At 36.9% G+C, this 17,160-nt stretch carries 16 protein-coding genes; 10 read left to right on the top strand and 6 right to left on the bottom strand.

Features of this window, described 5'->3' with window-relative positions; all coding sequences use genetic code 11:
- The first annotated feature begins 858 nt into the window (after window positions 1–858).
- Window positions 859–1,413 (top strand): copper chaperone PCu(A)C, encoded by a 555-nt coding sequence (locus tag ACFIJ0_RS04280; RefSeq protein WP_375624766.1) that lies wholly within the window; start codon window positions 859–861, stop codon window positions 1,411–1,413.
- A gap of 122 nt (window positions 1,414–1,535) precedes the next feature.
- Here ACFIJ0_RS04280 and lysM read toward each other — a convergent pair whose 3' ends face one another.
- On the bottom strand, window positions 1,536–1,991 hold the full coding sequence (gene lysM / locus ACFIJ0_RS04285; RefSeq protein WP_375624767.1) for a peptidoglycan-binding protein LysM: 456 nt from the start codon (window positions 1,989–1,991) through the stop codon (window positions 1,536–1,538).
- A 386-nt stretch (window positions 1,992–2,377) separates the two neighbouring features.
- On the opposite strand from lysM, the gene ACFIJ0_RS04290 reads away from it, so the two are divergent.
- The 6 genes from ACFIJ0_RS04290 to thpR all read left to right on the top strand — a co-directional run bounded on the left by ACFIJ0_RS04290 (window position 2,378) and on the right by thpR (window position 7,428).
- Window positions 2,378–3,100, top strand: coding sequence for a response regulator transcription factor (locus tag ACFIJ0_RS04290; RefSeq protein WP_375624768.1), 723 nt, complete (start codon window positions 2,378–2,380; stop codon window positions 3,098–3,100).
- Between the two features lie 39 nt (window positions 3,101–3,139).
- Window positions 3,140–4,924: a stimulus-sensing domain-containing protein gene (locus ACFIJ0_RS04295; RefSeq protein WP_375624769.1), complete on the top strand. Its 1,785-nt coding sequence runs from the start codon at window positions 3,140–3,142 to the stop codon at window positions 4,922–4,924.
- 23 nt (window positions 4,925–4,947) lie between these two features.
- The gene (locus ACFIJ0_RS04300; protein ID WP_375624770.1) at window positions 4,948–5,412 is read left to right on the top strand and encodes an HPr kinase/phosphatase C-terminal domain-containing protein; all 465 of its coding nucleotides are present in this window, start codon (window positions 4,948–4,950) and stop codon (window positions 5,410–5,412) included.
- 135 nt (window positions 5,413–5,547) lie between these two features.
- Window positions 5,548–5,946 (top strand): PTS sugar transporter subunit IIA, encoded by a 399-nt coding sequence (locus ACFIJ0_RS04305; RefSeq protein WP_375619236.1) that lies wholly within the window; start codon window positions 5,548–5,550, stop codon window positions 5,944–5,946.
- A 17-nt stretch (window positions 5,947–5,963) separates the two neighbouring features.
- Window positions 5,964–6,257, top strand: a complete 294-nt coding sequence (locus ACFIJ0_RS04310; protein WP_375624771.1) for an HPr family phosphocarrier protein — start codon at window positions 5,964–5,966, stop codon at window positions 6,255–6,257.
- A gap of 631 nt (window positions 6,258–6,888) precedes the next feature.
- The gene (gene thpR / locus ACFIJ0_RS04315) at window positions 6,889–7,428 is read left to right on the top strand and encodes an RNA 2',3'-cyclic phosphodiesterase (protein WP_375624772.1); all 540 of its coding nucleotides are present in this window, start codon (window positions 6,889–6,891) and stop codon (window positions 7,426–7,428) included.
- 110 nt (window positions 7,429–7,538) lie between these two features.
- Here the strand turns inward: thpR and grpE are convergent, their stop codons facing one another.
- Both grpE and hrcA read right to left on the bottom strand, forming a co-directional pair.
- Window positions 7,539–8,201 carry a nucleotide exchange factor GrpE gene (gene grpE / locus ACFIJ0_RS04320; RefSeq protein WP_375624773.1) on the bottom strand — a complete coding sequence of 221 codons (663 nt, stop codon included), beginning with the start codon at window positions 8,199–8,201 and terminating at the stop codon, window positions 7,539–7,541.
- Between the two features lie 124 nt (window positions 8,202–8,325).
- Window positions 8,326–9,396, bottom strand: coding sequence for a heat-inducible transcriptional repressor HrcA (hrcA, locus tag ACFIJ0_RS04325; protein ID WP_375624774.1), 1,071 nt, complete (start codon window positions 9,394–9,396; stop codon window positions 8,326–8,328).
- Between the two features lie 511 nt (window positions 9,397–9,907).
- Here hrcA and rdgB point away from each other — a divergent pair.
- The gene (rdgB, locus tag ACFIJ0_RS04330) at window positions 9,908–10,555 is read left to right on the top strand and encodes an RdgB/HAM1 family non-canonical purine NTP pyrophosphatase (RefSeq protein ID WP_375624775.1); all 648 of its coding nucleotides are present in this window, start codon (window positions 9,908–9,910) and stop codon (window positions 10,553–10,555) included.
- Window positions 10,552–11,751: a radical SAM family heme chaperone HemW gene (hemW, locus tag ACFIJ0_RS04335; RefSeq protein WP_375624776.1), complete on the top strand. Its 1,200-nt coding sequence runs from the start codon at window positions 10,552–10,554 to the stop codon at window positions 11,749–11,751. Before rdgB ends, hemW begins: the two co-directional genes overlap by 4 nt.
- 1,620 nt (window positions 11,752–13,371) lie before the next feature.
- Here hemW and dapE read toward each other — a convergent pair.
- The 3 genes from dapE to ACFIJ0_RS04350 all read right to left on the bottom strand — a co-directional run bounded on the left by dapE (window position 13,372) and on the right by ACFIJ0_RS04350 (window position 16,326).
- Window positions 13,372–14,544: a succinyl-diaminopimelate desuccinylase gene (gene dapE, locus ACFIJ0_RS04340; RefSeq protein WP_375624777.1), complete on the bottom strand. Its 1,173-nt coding sequence runs from the start codon at window positions 14,542–14,544 to the stop codon at window positions 13,372–13,374.
- A 222-nt stretch (window positions 14,545–14,766) separates the two neighbouring features.
- Entirely contained in the window at window positions 14,767–15,513 is a 747-nt protein-coding gene (locus tag ACFIJ0_RS04345; protein WP_375624778.1) for a M48 family metallopeptidase, read from the bottom strand.
- Window positions 15,514–15,546: 33 nt separating this feature from the next.
- Window positions 15,547–16,326: an alpha/beta hydrolase gene (locus ACFIJ0_RS04350; protein WP_375624779.1), complete on the bottom strand. Its 780-nt coding sequence runs from the start codon at window positions 16,324–16,326 to the stop codon at window positions 15,547–15,549.
- Window positions 16,327–16,521: 195 nt separating this feature from the next.
- On the opposite strand from ACFIJ0_RS04350, the gene infC reads away from it, so the two are divergent.
- Complete coding sequence (gene infC, locus ACFIJ0_RS04355; RefSeq protein WP_375624780.1) at window positions 16,522–17,040, top strand: translation initiation factor IF-3; 519 nt, start codon at window positions 16,522–16,524, stop codon at window positions 17,038–17,040.
- The last annotated feature ends 120 nt before the right edge of the window (window positions 17,041–17,160 follow it).

Consider the following 17,160-nt stretch of genomic DNA (forward strand, 5'->3'; position numbering starts at 1 on the left):
AATAATAAACCGCAAGTCGCAATAAGCCTTGCTGCTTCGTATATAAGAATAGGCTTTTGTTGCTACAAGAGAATAATGAGAGAAACATCTCCAAAATAAAAAATTTATTTTAAAATAAGCGTTCTAATGACCCATAAATACCATATTTATAAGAGACTTGAGATCATAATATATTTTTCTTGCAATTCTCAACAAATATACCCTTCTATAAAAATTAAAAAAATAAAAGAGTGATTGCACTCTCGCTCTTGATCTTCTCATCATTAATAAAAGATACTCACGTAAAAGTTTTTTAAAAGGCGAATAATTTATATCACGAATATTATAAATTTTCCTTGGACTAAAATAGTCAGCATACCTAATACTTATATCAGTAAAGGTATTATCTATCGATCTCCTTTCAAAAATTCTCCTTCTAACGGTCTCATTGTTTACTGCTATTTGAAAGATGTGCTTTAAACTCACCTAAAGCGTTTTTTCTTAACTGTATAATTTGAACTTTGAAAATATATAAAAATGCCTCTGTATAAACGCTTTAAAATGCTAAAGGCTGTCATAATATTAAAAACTGGTAAAGTGGTTGATGATTGTTCTGTATTATATCTTTATTAAGTAAAATAGTAGTGCATCATAGATTTTATACCATTTACAAATACTATTTTGAGATGAACACGGAAGCGTTGAGGGATGTTTTGTCATTGTAAACCTTATTTTCTTCCTTTAAAATCAAAGAATTCTACGATTTTATTCTCATATTCAAATCAATTTCATTTTAGCATTTCTTTCTTTTATTTTAAATAAAAGCTCTGCTAAAATAAAAATATTCAAAGTGTAAATCTTATGAAGGAGGGTAAATCAATGATGACATCTATTATTAAGAAAATAACAAATCTCATCTTTAAGAATATAACACATACACAATATCCATACAAAAAGGTTATCATAAATATTGTGTGTGCTCTTCTCTTTGCTGGTATAATCCTGCCAGCAGGTGCTCAGCAATATAAACTTGGCGACATAGAAATTCTCAATCCTTGGACACGCGAAACACCTAGAGGTATAAGAGTTGGTAGCGGTTATCTTTACATTATTAATCACAGTAATACTCCAGACCGTTTGGTTTCTATTTCCACGAACGGAGTAAAAACAACAGAGATACACTCTATGGCTGTCGTTAATGATATTATGAAAATGGAAAAAATGCACAATGGCATTGAAATTCCGGGAAATGGCGAAATCATGCTTAAGCCTGGCGGTGATCATATTATGTTTATGGGGCTTTCACAACCATTCAAGTTAGGTGATAAAATTAGCGCAAAATTGACATTTGAGAAAGCAGGAACGATTGATGTTGATTTCTCTGTAAACGCTATGAAAGCACCATCACCTTCTAAATCCTCTCCTGTTCACTAAGTCCTTTTATTATAAATACACACTTTATAAAATAAAGAAATAAAATAAAGAAGCATGAGATTTTTGTACGCTTCTTTATTTTTTGTTTAATGCCATCCGTAAAAACTATCCCCTTCGATGCATTAACTATGGTCAATTTCAGGAATACGTAAAACTTGTCCAGGATAAATTTTATCGGGAGATTTCAGCATGGGCTTATTGGCTTCAAAAATAAATGTATTTTTATTACCTTGCCCTTTTCCATAAACCTCTTCAGCAATTTTCCAAAGATTATCACCAGATTTAACCTCATAAAAGCGAGAAGGTTTTCTAGGCGTTGTATCTATAACCTTTAATTGATCAACATCTACAGAAGAGATACCTTGTGAATTGCCAACAACCAGCAGCGCTTTTTCAAGTGTTTCCCTGTCTAGAACCTCACCGCTTAAAATAGCTTTACCGTCTTCAACTTGAATATTTACTTTTTCTGTACCGAGTTGAAAATGATCAAATGCTGTCTTAAAATCTTTTTCTTTTGGTTCATGGTCTCCAATTCCTAACTTTTCCCCTACAGTTTTAATAAAATTAAAAAATCCCATTACGACCTCCTTTCGTGTAACAGAAACAAATTTTTGTGCATATATTGCCACATTCTTTTCTTTGCTCTTAAAACACATAGGCAGATTTTCTAAACTTCAACAATCAAAACTATACCTGTTCAATTATGAGACAAATACAATAATAAACTTTGTAATAAACCTTGATAAAAAAAGCCTTTATGAAAATTTTCTCTCAAACGAAGGGATCTTAATAGACGTAGAAACATTATAAATTATGAAAGCAAAACAAGATTTTACAGTAATGACAAAAGGTTTTTTACTTTGCTACAATTTGTATCATATTTGTTTTGCAAAAAAAATATGAACTCCCATATAAATAAGTGTGGGTAATTTGCTACCACAGCAATAGAAAGGTCTAAGAAACCATGAAAGATACACCAACAATCACGCAAACGATTGTACTTGTTGATGATGATCGCAATATTTTGACATCTTTATCTTTTGCGCTTGAGACAGAAGGATATCGGGTTGAAAGCTATACAGATGGAGCATCTGCACTCAAGGGTCTCACACTTCACCCTCCACACTTAGCTATTTTTGATATTAAAATGCCCCGAATGGATGGGATGGAACTCTTGCGTCGTTTACGTCAAAAATCTGATCTTCCAGTTATTTTTCTTACCTCTAAAGATGATGAAATTGATGAATTATTTGGTCTCAAAATGGGAGCTGATGATTTTATCACTAAACCTTTCTCCCAACGTCTTCTCATTGAACGAGTGAAAGCTATTTTGCGCCGTTCTAATGCACGTAACCAACCGCTTTCTATAGGAACTTCTTCCACCTCTTCTCTTAAACGTGGAGATCTTGTGATGGATCAAGAACGCCACACCTGTACATGGAAAGATAAACCTGTTATTTTAACCGTTACGGAATTTTTAATTCTGCAGACCTTAGCACAAAGACCAGGAGTTGTAAAAAGTCGTGATGCTTTAATGGATGCTGCCTATAGTGATCAAGTCTACGTAGATGATCGCACCATTGATAGTCACATTAAACGTCTGCGTAAAAAGTTTAAACAAGTGGATGATGATTTTGCAATGATTGAAACACTTTATGGTGTAGGTTATCGTTTCCACGAGGTATAAAACTACTTTGTCGCAAAAATTTGAACGGCAATCAAATCAATGACAGACAATTCTCAACTGGAAACTTTACAAAAAACAACCGTTAATGGTACGTCTTCAACGCCATTTCTTATGTTTGCTCGTTTGCATCTTCGAACACAACGTCTCTTTAGACAATTGCTTTTTTCCAGCCTCACACGTCGCATTGTTATATTAAACATTGCTGCCCTTGCCGTTTTAGTTACAGGCATTTTATATCTTAACCAATTTCGCGATGGTTTAATTGAAGCAAAAATTAAAAGTTTATGTACCCAAGGAAAAATTATTGCTGGGGCTATTGCTGCTTCTGCAACAGTAGATACAAATTCTATTCTCATTGATCCCCAAAAACTCTTAGAGTTACAGACTGGTGAAAGCGTTACACCTGCCCCTCAATCAACCGATTCCTGGGATTTTCCTATTAACCCTGAGCAAGTTGCCCCTCTTTTACGGCGTCTCATCACACCTAAAACGACAAGAGCACGTATTTATGATCGTGATGCTACTCTCCTTCTTGATTCGCGCGTTCTTTATTCCAGTGGAGAAGTTTTTAGTTATGATTTACCCCCACTTAAAAAAGAACAAAACATGTGGGATCGCCTTACTTCATGGTATTCAAGCACATTTTATGGCAAAGGTATTGCTCTTGACAGAGAACAAACAAAAACCAGTGGTATTGCTTATCCAGAAGTGTACCGCGCATTAAACGGATCTCTTGCTACGGCTAAAAGACGCAACAGACAAGGTCAATTAATTGTTTCTGTTGCTGTTCCTGTTCAACGCTATCGCGCAGTGGTTGGAGCTCTTCTTCTTTCAACCACTGGTTCCGATATTGATAACATTGTAAAAGGCGAAAGACTGGTTATCTTTAAAGTTTTTGCCGTTGTAGGCAGCGTACTTTTGGTTCTTTCTCTCTTTTTAGCCCATACGATTGCCCATCCATTAAGTAAATTATCTGCCTCGGCTAATCGAGTGCGTAATGGCAATAATCAGCGTGTAGAAATTCCTGATTTCTCAATGCGTGAAGATGAAATTGGTCACCTTTCAACCTCTATTCGTGATATGACCAATGCCCTTTATATGCGTATTGAAGCCATTGAACGCTTTGCTGCTGATGTAAGCCACGAACTAAAAAATCCTCTCACCTCTCTACGCAGTGCTGTTGAAACGCTCCCTCTGGCTAAAAATGAAGAAGCACAAGAGAAATTGCTTGAAATTATTCAACATGATGTGCGCCGTCTTGATCGGTTGATTACAGATATTTCTGATGCATCGCGGCTCGACGCAGAGCTTGCACGAGAAACCGCAGAGATTGTTGATATGAAACCGCTTTTGGAAAGTCTTGTTCATGCTGTTCAGGAAGTGTATCGTAATACGCAAACCATTGATATAAGCCTTAATATTGTCCCACGTCCTCATGGAAAAGCCTATCTTGTATTGGGACATGAACTCCGTTTAGGGCAAGTGATTTCAAATCTTCTTGAAAATGCACGTTCTTTTATTCCTCGGAATCGTGGCAAAATTTGCATTACTATGAAAAGTCATGCTTCAACCCTTATTTTAACCATTGAAGATAATGGTCCAGGTATTCGTTCAGAAAATATTGAACGCATTTTTGAGCGTTTTTATACAGATCGACCAAACGAAGATGTTTTTGGACAAAACTCTGGACTTGGCCTTTCTATTAGTCGGCAAATCATCGAGGCTCATAATGGGACAATTACAGCCGAAAATATTATTGATCCTACACTTGGGAAATGTAAAACTGGTGCACGTTTTATTATTATGCTTCCCCTCGCTAAATAAATTTTTTATCCAAAGTAAAAGGCATGAAAACAAAATGTGAAATACTCCACGCAAATTGCCTTCAATTAGGTGGCAAGGGGCTGTTAATTATAGGTCCATCGGGATCAGGAAAATCAACCCTTACCCTTTCTTTGCTCGACCGTGCTGAGTGGTCAAAACGTGAAGCGAAGCTTATCAGTGATGATTATACAATGTTGCGTGCAGAAAATGGAAAGCTCCACGGATACACTCCTGATAATTTAGAGGGCGGTATCGAGATTCGTGGCGTTGGTCTTTATATGATAGAATTTGAAAAGCACACAACTATCGATTGTGTTATTTTTCTTGGTCTGGAATCTGAACGTTTTTCCACAAATAAAACTTTTCAATTTGAAGATTTGCACATTCCTCTTTTAAAACTTCCCTCTCTTCGTGAAGCCGATTGTACAGCCATTTGTCAAGCTATTGAAGCATTTTTGTTTAGAAAAATATGGCGTAAATTTGTCTAATTTTTTTCTAAAGATAAAAAAATCACAATTTTTGCCTTTTTTTTGCAAATTTTTCTTGGCAGCAAGACAAAGCCTTGTAAAATGTCTTTCCCACCAATATGGTCGGATCTTATTAGTTAACAGGAGTTTGCGTAAATGATTGGACTCGTGCTTGTAACGCACGGTGAGCTGGCTGTTGAATTTTTACATGCTGTAGAACATGTTGTTGGAGCACAAGAAAAGTTCGCAACAATATGCGTTTATCCCGATGACGATATAGATCAGCGCCGGGGTGATATTATAGCCGCAGTAACTGATACAGATACGGATCATGGCGTAATCATATTAACAGATGTGTTCGGTGGAACACCATCAAACATAGCTATTCCTGCTATTGAAAAAGGACGCGTTGAAATGATTGCGGGTGTTAATTTGCCTATGCTTATTAAACTGATTTCTATTCGCAAATGTCCTGATATTTCGTTATCAGACGCGTTAAGAATAGCACAAGAAGCAGGGCGTAAATATATTAATGTACCAAGTATGATTTTATAGCGGATAATAAAATACCAATGTTTTCCAAAGATACCCTCCCATGTATAAGTCGTCATTTCAATATCTGTAATAAACGTGGATTGCATGCACGTGCTTCTGCAAAATTTGTACAAACTGTTGACAATTTTAATGTTACTGTTGAAGTTGAAAAGGATGGAAAAATCGTTGGTGGATCATCAATTATGGGACTTATGATGCTAGCGGCTTCATCTGGTTGCAACCTCACCATTCGTGTTTCAGGACCAGAAGCAGTAGATGCTCTTAATGCTCTTGAAAAGCTTATCAATAATAACTTTGGAGAAGAGAACTAAAACTTCTCACAAAATAAAGAAATGTGATCATCCATGAGATAAAAATAGACTTCTTCTAATAATTATTTTGTTAACTTCTTCGTTTTTTCTTAATAATATCTGAGTTCATATTCGTTTAAATTGGCCTTGGATTTATCGTAGACATAAATACTTGTAGTAATTGTGTTATACATAATATCTGTATGAGTTTTCTTTTCCATTGCTATTTGATGAATTTACATGTTTGTTGAACATTAATGGCTGTCGCCACTTTTAAAACACATAATTAAATGTTTATAGAGATATGCTTAAAATGGCTTTGAATCTCTTTTTGACCGCTGTAAAGATGATCCCACAATCAAAAAATCTATCAACTTGCTTTATTTAGGCTGTGTTTATGGAATTGATAATGAAGGCATGAGTGATACTCTAACTCCATATCTTTGCAATAACTTCATGCATACATGGTTTTTATGAGCATTATGAACATTATTTCAGATTTATAAGCTTTATAAATTCAATTTATAATTATGCTAGCCATTTTTTAGCTCTTCTTTTTCTATATTATTGCCTCATTCCTAGTGGAGCAATCCATTATTCATTCATACATCATTGCGCTCGTAGTGATGTTTTCTAATTATAAGGAGATAACATGCAACGTTTATTTAGTGCACTTCAAATTCCACAAGAAACAACAAATGCTCTCATATCGCTGCAAAATGGCTTGTCAAATGCGCAGTGGATTAACCCGCAAAATTTCCACATCACTTTATCTTTTTTTGGTGAAATTGAGAACTCTGTAGCAGATGAGATTATTTGTGCCTTTGAAGCAATAAAGCTTCCACCTTTTGCGCTAAAAACGAGAGGTTTTGAAGTTTTTGGTTCAAAAGATGCTCCCCACTCTCTTGTTGTCCGCATTGAGCCTTGTGAAACTCTTAATCTTTTACACGAACAGATGCAAAAAATCCGGAGCCGCTTGAAATTAGCTCCTGATGAAAAACAATTTATGCCTCATATCACTCTTGCACGGCTACTCGATATTAGACCTGAAGATCTTCCTGCTTATCTAACTTCTCGAGGTGATTTTTCATTTCCTCCTTTTGAGGTTGACCGATTCGTTTTACTGTTATCACCATCTCCTGAAAGCAATGCTCCTTATATTGTAAGAGGTACTTGGCTACTTCAAAAATAAAGGGTGTTTTTACACCCTTTTAAAATCTTTTTGATGAACTGCTTCAAAATTTGAAGCGGCATATGTTGTAATGCTATTATCTCGCGTTACAGATGTTTCTTTTGAAACTTTTATCCCGAATCAGATTCAACAGACGCTTCTTTTACTCTCCCTTTAGCTACACCAACTATCGCTGGACGTAAAACACGCTCACCGATAATGTAACCTGCCTGAACAACTTCCTGAACAGTGTTATCTGGAACATCGGCATTAGGAATTTCAAACATAGCTTGATGAAAATGAGGATCAAATTTTTGTCCCTCTGGATGAATTTTTTGCACCCCATGACGTTCCAATGCTGCCATCATGGCACGCTCAGTCATTTCAACACCTTCTGCTAATGATTTCAAACCAGCATCACTCTCCCGCGCACCTTCTGGAATAGCTTCCAAAGCACGATTGAGATTGTCAGAAACTGATAACATATCCCGTGCAAAATTAGCAATGGAATAAGCCTTTGCATCCGCCACATCTCGCATAGTACGGCGTCGAAGATTTTCCATATCTGCAACAAGACGTAAAAGCTGATCTTTCAGTTCTTTATTTTCATCCTGCAAAGACGCTAAAAGATCACTAACCTCATTGCTTTCTTTTTCAACGTCTTCGTGTTCCTCTGTTTTATGTGTTTTTAAAAATTCATCGGCTGCCTGTTTAAGTGTATTATGATCAGCTGGATTTTTTAAATCACAATTTTCAAATGAAGCGTCAGTAAATTTGTTTTTTTCATCAGACATAAAAATTTTATTCCTTCATAAGATTCGTTATTCTCGATATCGAAATTCTACAGACAAAAATCAAGGGGTATCGATGTATATAATACAATGAGCTTTTATAGTACAAATACTTACTTGCATCGTTTTAACGCAATAACTGTGACACAAGTTGAGCTGTATAATCAACCATGGGCACAATCCTTGCATAATTAAGCCGTGTAGGACCAATAACGCCTAAAGCACCAATGACTCTTTGTTGCGAATCACGATAAGGTGCTACAACTAAAGAAGAACCAGAAAGTGAAAATAACTTATTTTCTGAACCAATAAAAATTCGAACCCCAGAACCTTCATCCGTTAAATCGAGAAGCTGTGCCATACTCTCACGCGTTTCAAGATCATCAAACAAATGGCGTAACCGTTCTAAATCTTCTTCTGCTTTCACATCTTCAAGTAAATTGCTACGCCCGCGAACAATGAGGTGTATTTTATGATCAGCACCTTCTCCTCCCCAAAGAGCTAATCCCGTTTCAACAAGATGATGCGATAAATCATCAAGTGCAGCCCGTGTTTCTACGCATAAGCGGGCAATTTCCCCTTTAGCTTCACTCAATGTACGCCCTTGGATATGGGCATTGAGAAAATTCGTTGCTTCCGTTAATTGTGCATGGGTAACCCCTTCTGGCAAATGAACAATACGATTTTCAACTTCACCTTGTTGAGTCACCAAAACGGCAAGAGCGTACTCCCTATCAAGGCGTACAAATTCAATATGTTTCAATGTTCCTTCTTGTTTTGTTGCTAAAACAAGCCCTGCCCCACGTGAAAGATCTGAAAGGACTCGGCTTGCTTGAACAAGAAAATGTTCAACCGATTGTGCATGACCAGCCTCTTTGACTTGCATTTCAATATTTTCTCGCTCTTCGTTTGGCAAATCACCCGCTTCCATAAATGCATCAACAAAAAAGCGTAAACCTGATTGTGTCGGCATTCGACCCGCAGAAACATGTGGTGCATAAATCAAACCGAGATGTTCAAGGTCACTCATCACATTGCGAATCGTCGCAGGCGATAATGTCTGTCGTAAAAGCCGAGAAAGATTGCGTGACCCTACAGGTTCACCATCATTAAGATAAGCTTCAACAATATGGCGAAAAATATCACGCGAACGTTCATCAAGATATTTTAGTTCATTATCAATATTTTTGTGCTTCATCACAATTGTTTCACTACTTTTAAAATACTCATCTCTTATATAAGTTTTGCCAAGGTTTGGTCAAATAGTCTAAAGTAGTATAAAAACATATTATCCTATTGAGCCGTAAAATGCTACCTTTCAGAGTGATTGATAAATTACGCAGAAGGTATTTTTTGTTAGAGTGTGTGAGAAATATTTAATATTAAGAGTTGATCTGTAAAGTGGTCTGCTGTAGGGACTTGCCAAGAGAATCTGGATTATTTAAAAACCGATGTAAATAGAAAATTTTACCCTTTCGAGCAAGCAGGAAATTGAAAATTTACCATAAAAATGCTATCATAAAAAAGGCATGTCTTTCATACCTTTGCAAGGTTATCTTCATACAAGATAAAAAATTTTATTGGAATAAAACTATCATAAAACGTGTAAAATAATCATATCATGTAAAATTAAGCAGAATGTGTATATGAGTATTTAAGCTGGTTTTTAGCACAAAAATAATTCCCCTTTCATTTTTGGAGAAATCTATATGAGAAGCATAGCAGATAAAAAACTTGTCATTGCTACACATAACACCGGCAAATTGCATGAAATCACTACTTTAATTAGGCCTTTCAGTTTAATAATACAATCAGCAAAAGAACTGGGCTTGCCAGAACCAAAAGAAACGGGAAAAACATTTGAAGAAAATGCTTATATTAAAGCTTTTTCAGCAGCAAAAAAGACAGGACTTCCTGCCCTCTCTGATGATTCAGGCTTAGAAGTAGATGCATTGGAGGGTGCGCCAGGCGTTTATACCGCTGATTGGGCGATTCAAGCCGATGGCACACGTAATTTTCCAAAAGCTATGAAAAAAATAGAAAATGAACTCCAAAAAGTCGGAGCGCAAGAAAAAAGCCAACGAAAATGCCGTTTTATATCTGTCATTTGCATTGCATGGCCTGATGCTCATGCAGATTACTTCCGCGGATGTGTTGAAGGAACATTTATTTGGCCTCCACGGGGAGACAAAGGCTTTGGTTTTGATCCTATTTTTTTACCAGATGGATATGAAAATACCTTTGGAGAAATGTCAACAGAGCAAAAACACAACTGGAAACGTAATGATATTCCCCCTCTTTCACATCGTGCACGTGCTTTCAAACTTTTGGTAGAAAACCTTTTAGCATTCTCATGAATGAACCTTTTGGCATTTACATTCATTGGCCCTTTTGTGCAGCGAAATGTCCTTATTGTGACTTTAATTCGCATGTTCGCATCCATGGTGTTGATCAACCGCGTTTTGTCACCGCCTTTAAGCGCGAAATAGAAACGCAATACCACAAAATAGGTCCACGCCATATTACAAGTATTTTTATTGGTGGAGGAACTCCTTCTCTTATGGAGCCGCAAACTGTTGATGCCCTATTGCAAGCACTTGCAAAAAAATGGGTAGTCGATGATAAAGTTGAAATTACATTAGAAGCTAATCCATCCAGTGTGGAAGCAGAACGCTTTCGTGGATACCGTGCAGCAGGTGTTAATCGCTTATCTCTAGGGATACAAGCGCTCAATGATAAAGCATTGCGCAAACTTGGCCGACTCCATAATGTGGAACAAGCTCTTTGTGCCATTGCTTTAGCACGGCAAATTTTTCCACGTTTATCCTTTGATCTCATTTATGCCCGCCCCGAACAAACCCTTGAACAATGGAAATCTGAACTTGTACAAGCAATTGATTTAGCAGCGAACCACCTTTCTCTTTATCAATTGACGATCGAAGAAGGAACTGCCTTTAAACGGCTTCATGATGCAGGAAGACTTATCCTTCCCCCATCAGAGCTAGCAGCGGATCTGTATCATCTTACCCAAGAAATAACGGCACTGCACGGACTTCCTGCCTATGAAATCTCAAACCATGCAATGCCCGGTTCTGAATCAGCACACAATCTTCTTTATTGGCGTTATCACCAATATGCAGGCTTTGGTCCAGGAGCACATGGACGTTTTATTGAGCACGCAATGAATCATTCCTCTGCCTGTTCAAAAACATTATCATCACACCTTGAAAACTGCGAACGTTATGTCACAATAAATGAAAAGCATCCCGAAAAGTGGCTTAATTTGGTAGAAACAACAGGACATGGCTGTATTGAAACAGAACATTTAACCACTGAACAACAGGCAAATGAAATGCTCCTTATGGGTTTACGCCTTTGCGAAGGTTTAGAACTTATACGCTATGAAACCTTAAGCCCTAAACGCATCCCAATGGAAAAACTGATCGATTTACAACACCAAGAATTGATAGAAATAGTGGATAACCAACGCTTAAAAGCAACAACCAAAGGACGGATTGTTCTTGATCACATCATCAGCCAACTCACAAACTAAAGTTTTTATAACAACATACTTATTTTAATCATAATTATCATTTTTCATAGCAGAGGCGAGATTAGAATATCGTGAGATTCTTTTATTTAAAAACTATTTATAGTAAATTAGTTATCACCATTTCCTTACACTTTAAAGTAGGCAAGCGTGTGGATAAAAGCTATAAAAAAGAAGTAAAAATGCCTCTTATGAACACTCCTAAGTGCTAAAAGCTATTGCAATATTTTGAGCTAGAAAGTGTATAGTGGTCTAACTTTCTTTTTCATAAACGTAAAGATGGTGAGGCACTATAGATTTTGTACACTTCACGGAAAATTTTATATTACACTATTCATAAGCACCGTAGTGGGACGGATGTGACAAACATTGGGAAAATTTCTTTAAAACAAGTATGTGAATGCATAATACGATAATGTATTGTTCTTTATGAAATCGTGGCACCATTTAAAAAACCAGATTAATAAGCATGAAACCATGCATTAATCTCTGATTATTTAAAAAGATATTACTCTAGATACTTTTGAAAACCGTAAAACCGAATAAAAAAGGAGGGTAAAAAAGCACGCTGATTTTCACCTTTATACCTTTTCCCTCAATGAGGTTGTAGTTGTATGTCTGTTTCAGAGATTACAAAAATAGATATATACAATACTTTTATCCTATTCTGGCATATAAAAGCTGTTGTCGCAAAAAATACTGAACCAATATTTATTTTAGATACGCGGATGTATGATTAGTATTGATTTATAGGTCACAGCAAAATCATGAGCTTTATTAAACAAATAATGCACTCAAATGGCAAATATACTAGATATGAATCGAGATTGCTTTGTTAGCGAGCGAAACGACATTAATCCCATATGATCTTACTTGTCTGCGTACATGCTTATGAGTGTCTGTAGCATCCTTTAAGGTTATTTTATTAAAAAATTAAGAATAGTACTAGGACAATCCTTGGCTAAAGAAGTCAACATGCTGCTACAAAAGAATTTCTGTGTATCTTTATCATCACCAATATTAAAGCTGATAAAATAAGCTTACCTTCTATCACATAATGATTTTGCAACGGAAGTTCTTGGGGACAAAAAAGCAGGGCAAAATATATGAAATAAAACAAACTTAAAGAGCATTTCTATGGGCTTTACTCTAAGAGAGCCTAATTGAAACAAAAAGTACTTTTTATGAGAGTGCAGAAACCATATTAAAACATGAACTGTGAATGAGCGCATTTATATTGTACGAACTTTTTACAATAGCAGCATGTTTTTGTGTGTCTTTATGGCTTCAACCTGACATCACACAATTATGATATAATATTCCTTGTTTTCCATATACGATTGCATGTTGACTTCCTTTCTACACTTTAAAGAACGAATATTTTAATCCAACACGGTCTGTAAGCAGTTCCGCTTCTTAAAGCAGGTCCCACTTGGCTTTCCAATTATGTAATTCACTTAACGAAAGACTCTACAGGTAAGAATCCCAACTTAAGAATAGTCATCACTTACTCTAAAACCACTTAATATATTAAGTCTTACGTGTCTCATATCACCACACCTCAAATAGCAATGTCTTATGGCACAACAAGATAAAGGTATTTTTGAGCCAGCAATCATTTCTTTATGAAAAAAAATCAACAATAAAACGCTCATAAATAGTAGTAAGCGTTTCCACTGCATCAAGGGCTACACACTCATCTACCATATGCATCGTTTGCCCCGGTAAGCCAAATTCAACCACTGGACAATAATCCTTAATAAATCGCGCATCTGAAGTACCGCCAGAAGTGGAACATTTTGGTATATTCCCTGTTACACTTTTAATAGCATTAGATAACGTTTGAATGAGTTTATTATTTTTGGTCAAAAAAACATCCCCTAAACTTGGAATCCATTCAAGCTGATAAGAAGGATATTGGTCACCATTGTTTTTTGATTGCACCAAAGCAAGACGCTTTTTAATTTCCTCCATCAGTGTTTCTTTTGTCCAAAGATCATTGTAGCGTATATTAAAATGAACTGTTGTCTGCGCTGGAATAACATTGACCGCTAAATTACCGGTATCGATGCTTGTTAGCTCTAAATTACTGGGTTGAAAATTCTCTGTCCCTTTATCTAAAGCGGTTTGTGTTAATGCTTGAATAAGCTTACTTGCCAAAGGCAAGGGATTAGCAGCCCGCTCTGGAAAAGCAACATGACCTTGGCGACCTCTCACGGTAATAATGCCAGAAATCGATCCGCGGCGACCAATTTTGATGACATCCCCGACAGTCTTTACACTTGTTGGTTCCCCCACAAGAGCCGCAGTCCATTTTTCGCCTTTTTTTTCTGCCCATTTGAGAAGTTTGACGGTACCATTAACAGCAGGTCCCTCTTCATCACCGGTAATCAAAAAACTTACCGTTCCTTTAATGGGCTGTTTCTCAAGAACTCGGGCTAGCGCCGCAATAAAACAAGCGATTCCGCCCTTCATATCAACAGCACCCCGCCCATATAATTTCCCCTGATCTATGACAGCTTCAAAAGGTGAATAGGTCCATTCATCCAATGCACCTGGTGGTACGACATCTGTATGACCTGCAAACATAAGATGGGGCCCTTCATTTCCCATTTTTGCATAAAGATTTTCAACATTATCTGTATTTTTATCCGTAAAAATAGGGCGCTCAACATGAAATCCCATTTTTTTCAAAAATTGTTCCAAAGCTGATAAAGCCCCTGCTTCATGAGGTGTAACAGAAGGACAACGGATAAGTCTCTGTAATAGCTGAAGTGGATCTGTAAGAACAGGCATAAGGTCGCCTTCCCATTTTTATAAGTCATCGGAACTTAGGGTTATTACGCTGAATTACAAAAAAGATAAAGTAAAAACATTGAAGACACTCAGCAAACCAAGCAGGGGAGAACAATCGTGCTGAGAGCTTCAATGGCTTTCTCATTATGTATGAGCAAGCACACACACAACAACACACTCAACAAAAAGTTCCGTTAAATATCGCCTTCATTGGAAAGTTTTTTACGCCTCTAAATTATATGAATCAAAATTAATTGCTTGCAATCTATGAGCATTTTCCTTCAACCAAGCACGATACGTTTTACTATCAGGACATAGTTCTTCACAAAGAGCCCAAAATCTTGGACCGTGATTCATTTCAACAAGATGAGCAACCTCATGAGAAACAACATATTCCACAACTTCTTTTGGTGCCATAACAAGGCGCCAAGAAAAAGAAAGACGCTTATCTATTGAACAAGACCCCCAACGACTTCTCGTATCTTTATAACAAATTGATTTGACTTTACGCTCTACTTTATGGGCATAATGCGCCACCAAAGGTGTTATAATAAGTGCTGCTTGTTTTTTCAAAACGTCAGCAATGCGTCTTGGGAGGTATTCTAATCGACCATAAACGATAATTTGAGGTTTTTGTTCTGCATCCCCTGCAATAATTTCCGTCACCCCACGACCTTCTTTATGCCTTATAGTATGTGCAACACCTAATAAAGGAATCGTGGTACCCTCCTTGAGATAAGATTTTTTTTGAGAAACGCACGCACAAGTAAGACGCTCTTCAATCCAAGAGCGGTGTTTTTCAATAAAAGTTTGAATCGTACAGAGACTTACCGCTGGTGGTGTTGTTACACAAATCCTCTGTCCGCTCGCATCAACACGTAATGTGAGACGTCGCGCGTGTTTATACGTGCGTACTCTTAGAGGAACAACACGATTAGAAAAAATAAAATGATGTTCATAAATGGTCATACATTATGTCTTCACTATTAATGAATGTGACTCTCATCCCGCATTAATTTGTTCAATCAATGATCTCAAAACCATTTCGAGGCAATCCAAATCTTGTGAACGCGAAAAACGATGGTCAGCATCACGAACGAGTGTCAATGTTACATCATGTAAAGGCAAATGATTAAGTAAGGTCATAGTATGCTGATAGGGTATCTCCACATCTTCCATCCCTTGTAGAATATGGATTGGACATCCAACATCTATACATCCCTTCATGACGCAGTTGTCTCTGCCGTCTTCAATAAATACTTTTGTAAAGGGAACCGGCTCCGTATAACTAATCGCAGATCGTTCAATATGCTCTGTTTCTTCTAAAATTTTCCACCCCTTTCGACCCAACCCTGATTCTATCAATGTTTGTGTAAAATCAGGAGCTGGCGCAATCAAGACCATACCAGCAAGACTCTTATTTTTTTGTGCTAATATCATAGCAAGCTTTAGCGCAATCCACCCGCCCATAGAGGTGCCAACCAAAATTTGTGGCCCCTCACAATAAGTTTCAAAAACCGCTAAACTTTCTTTAACCCAGCGTGAAATCGTTCCTTGAAAAAAATCACCTCCCGATTCTCCATGTCCAGAGTAATCAAAACGTAAACAAGACAAATCATTCTTCTGAGCAAAACTATCAACCAACATCGCCTTATCCCCTGACATATCGGATAAATAGCCATGAAGCCAAACCAAACCTGGAGATTGTCGCCCCTTGCGATAGCGTACTGCAAGTGCGGTGTTTTCAAACGAAAAAAACTGACAAGGAATATTTTGATCCATGATTCTGTATCCTCCATAAAACAATTTCTTTAAATTAAGAGAAAAACTTTTATAATCTAAATCATTTCAAAAAGTAATAAATCAAATAATGAAAAAGGCGCGAATTATAGTTGTTTTTAGGTGCATAATTGTATATTAAATTAACTGTAGTTGAATCAAAATTAAGGAGCATAAACCATTCGTAAACCGTTTAAAATGACACCTACCCAAAAAGACGGACCACGTTCAAATCAGGATATCCGGGTACCTCATGTTCAGCTTATCAATGATGAGGGACACCATCAGGGGGTTGTTGCGATACAAGAAGCTCTTGCTATGGCTGCAGATGCGGGACTTGATTTGGTTGAAATTGTACCAAATGCGGAGCCACCCGTATGTAAAATCATCGATTTGGGCAAATTAAAATATCAAACCCAAAAAAAAGCTGCTGAAACGCGTAAGAAGCAAAAAGTCATCGAAATCAAAGAGATTAAGATGCGTCCAAATGTTGACGTCCATGATTATGGAGTCAAACTCAAGGCTATTCATCGCTTTATTGATCATGGTGATAAAGTAAAGATTACTTTGCGTTTTCGTGGTCGTGAAATGGCTCACCAAGATCTTGGATTAAAGCTTCTCCAGCGTGTGAAAGAAGATACAAGTGAAATTGCCAAAATCGAATTGGAGCCAAAGCTTGAAGGCCGGCAAATGATGATGGTGATAGCACCTAAATAGTTTTGCATTGTAATAATATTTACATGAAACTCATCAAAAGGATGTGTATAGTATTATTTAAAAGCACCACATAGAGTTTTTGTGGTGCTTTTAAGGTTTTATAAATGTGTATAAATCCTT

The organism is Bartonella sp. OC68QHHN, assembly GCF_042193875.1.
Classification (GTDB): domain Bacteria; phylum Pseudomonadota; class Alphaproteobacteria; order Rhizobiales; family Rhizobiaceae; genus Bartonella; species Bartonella grahamii_A.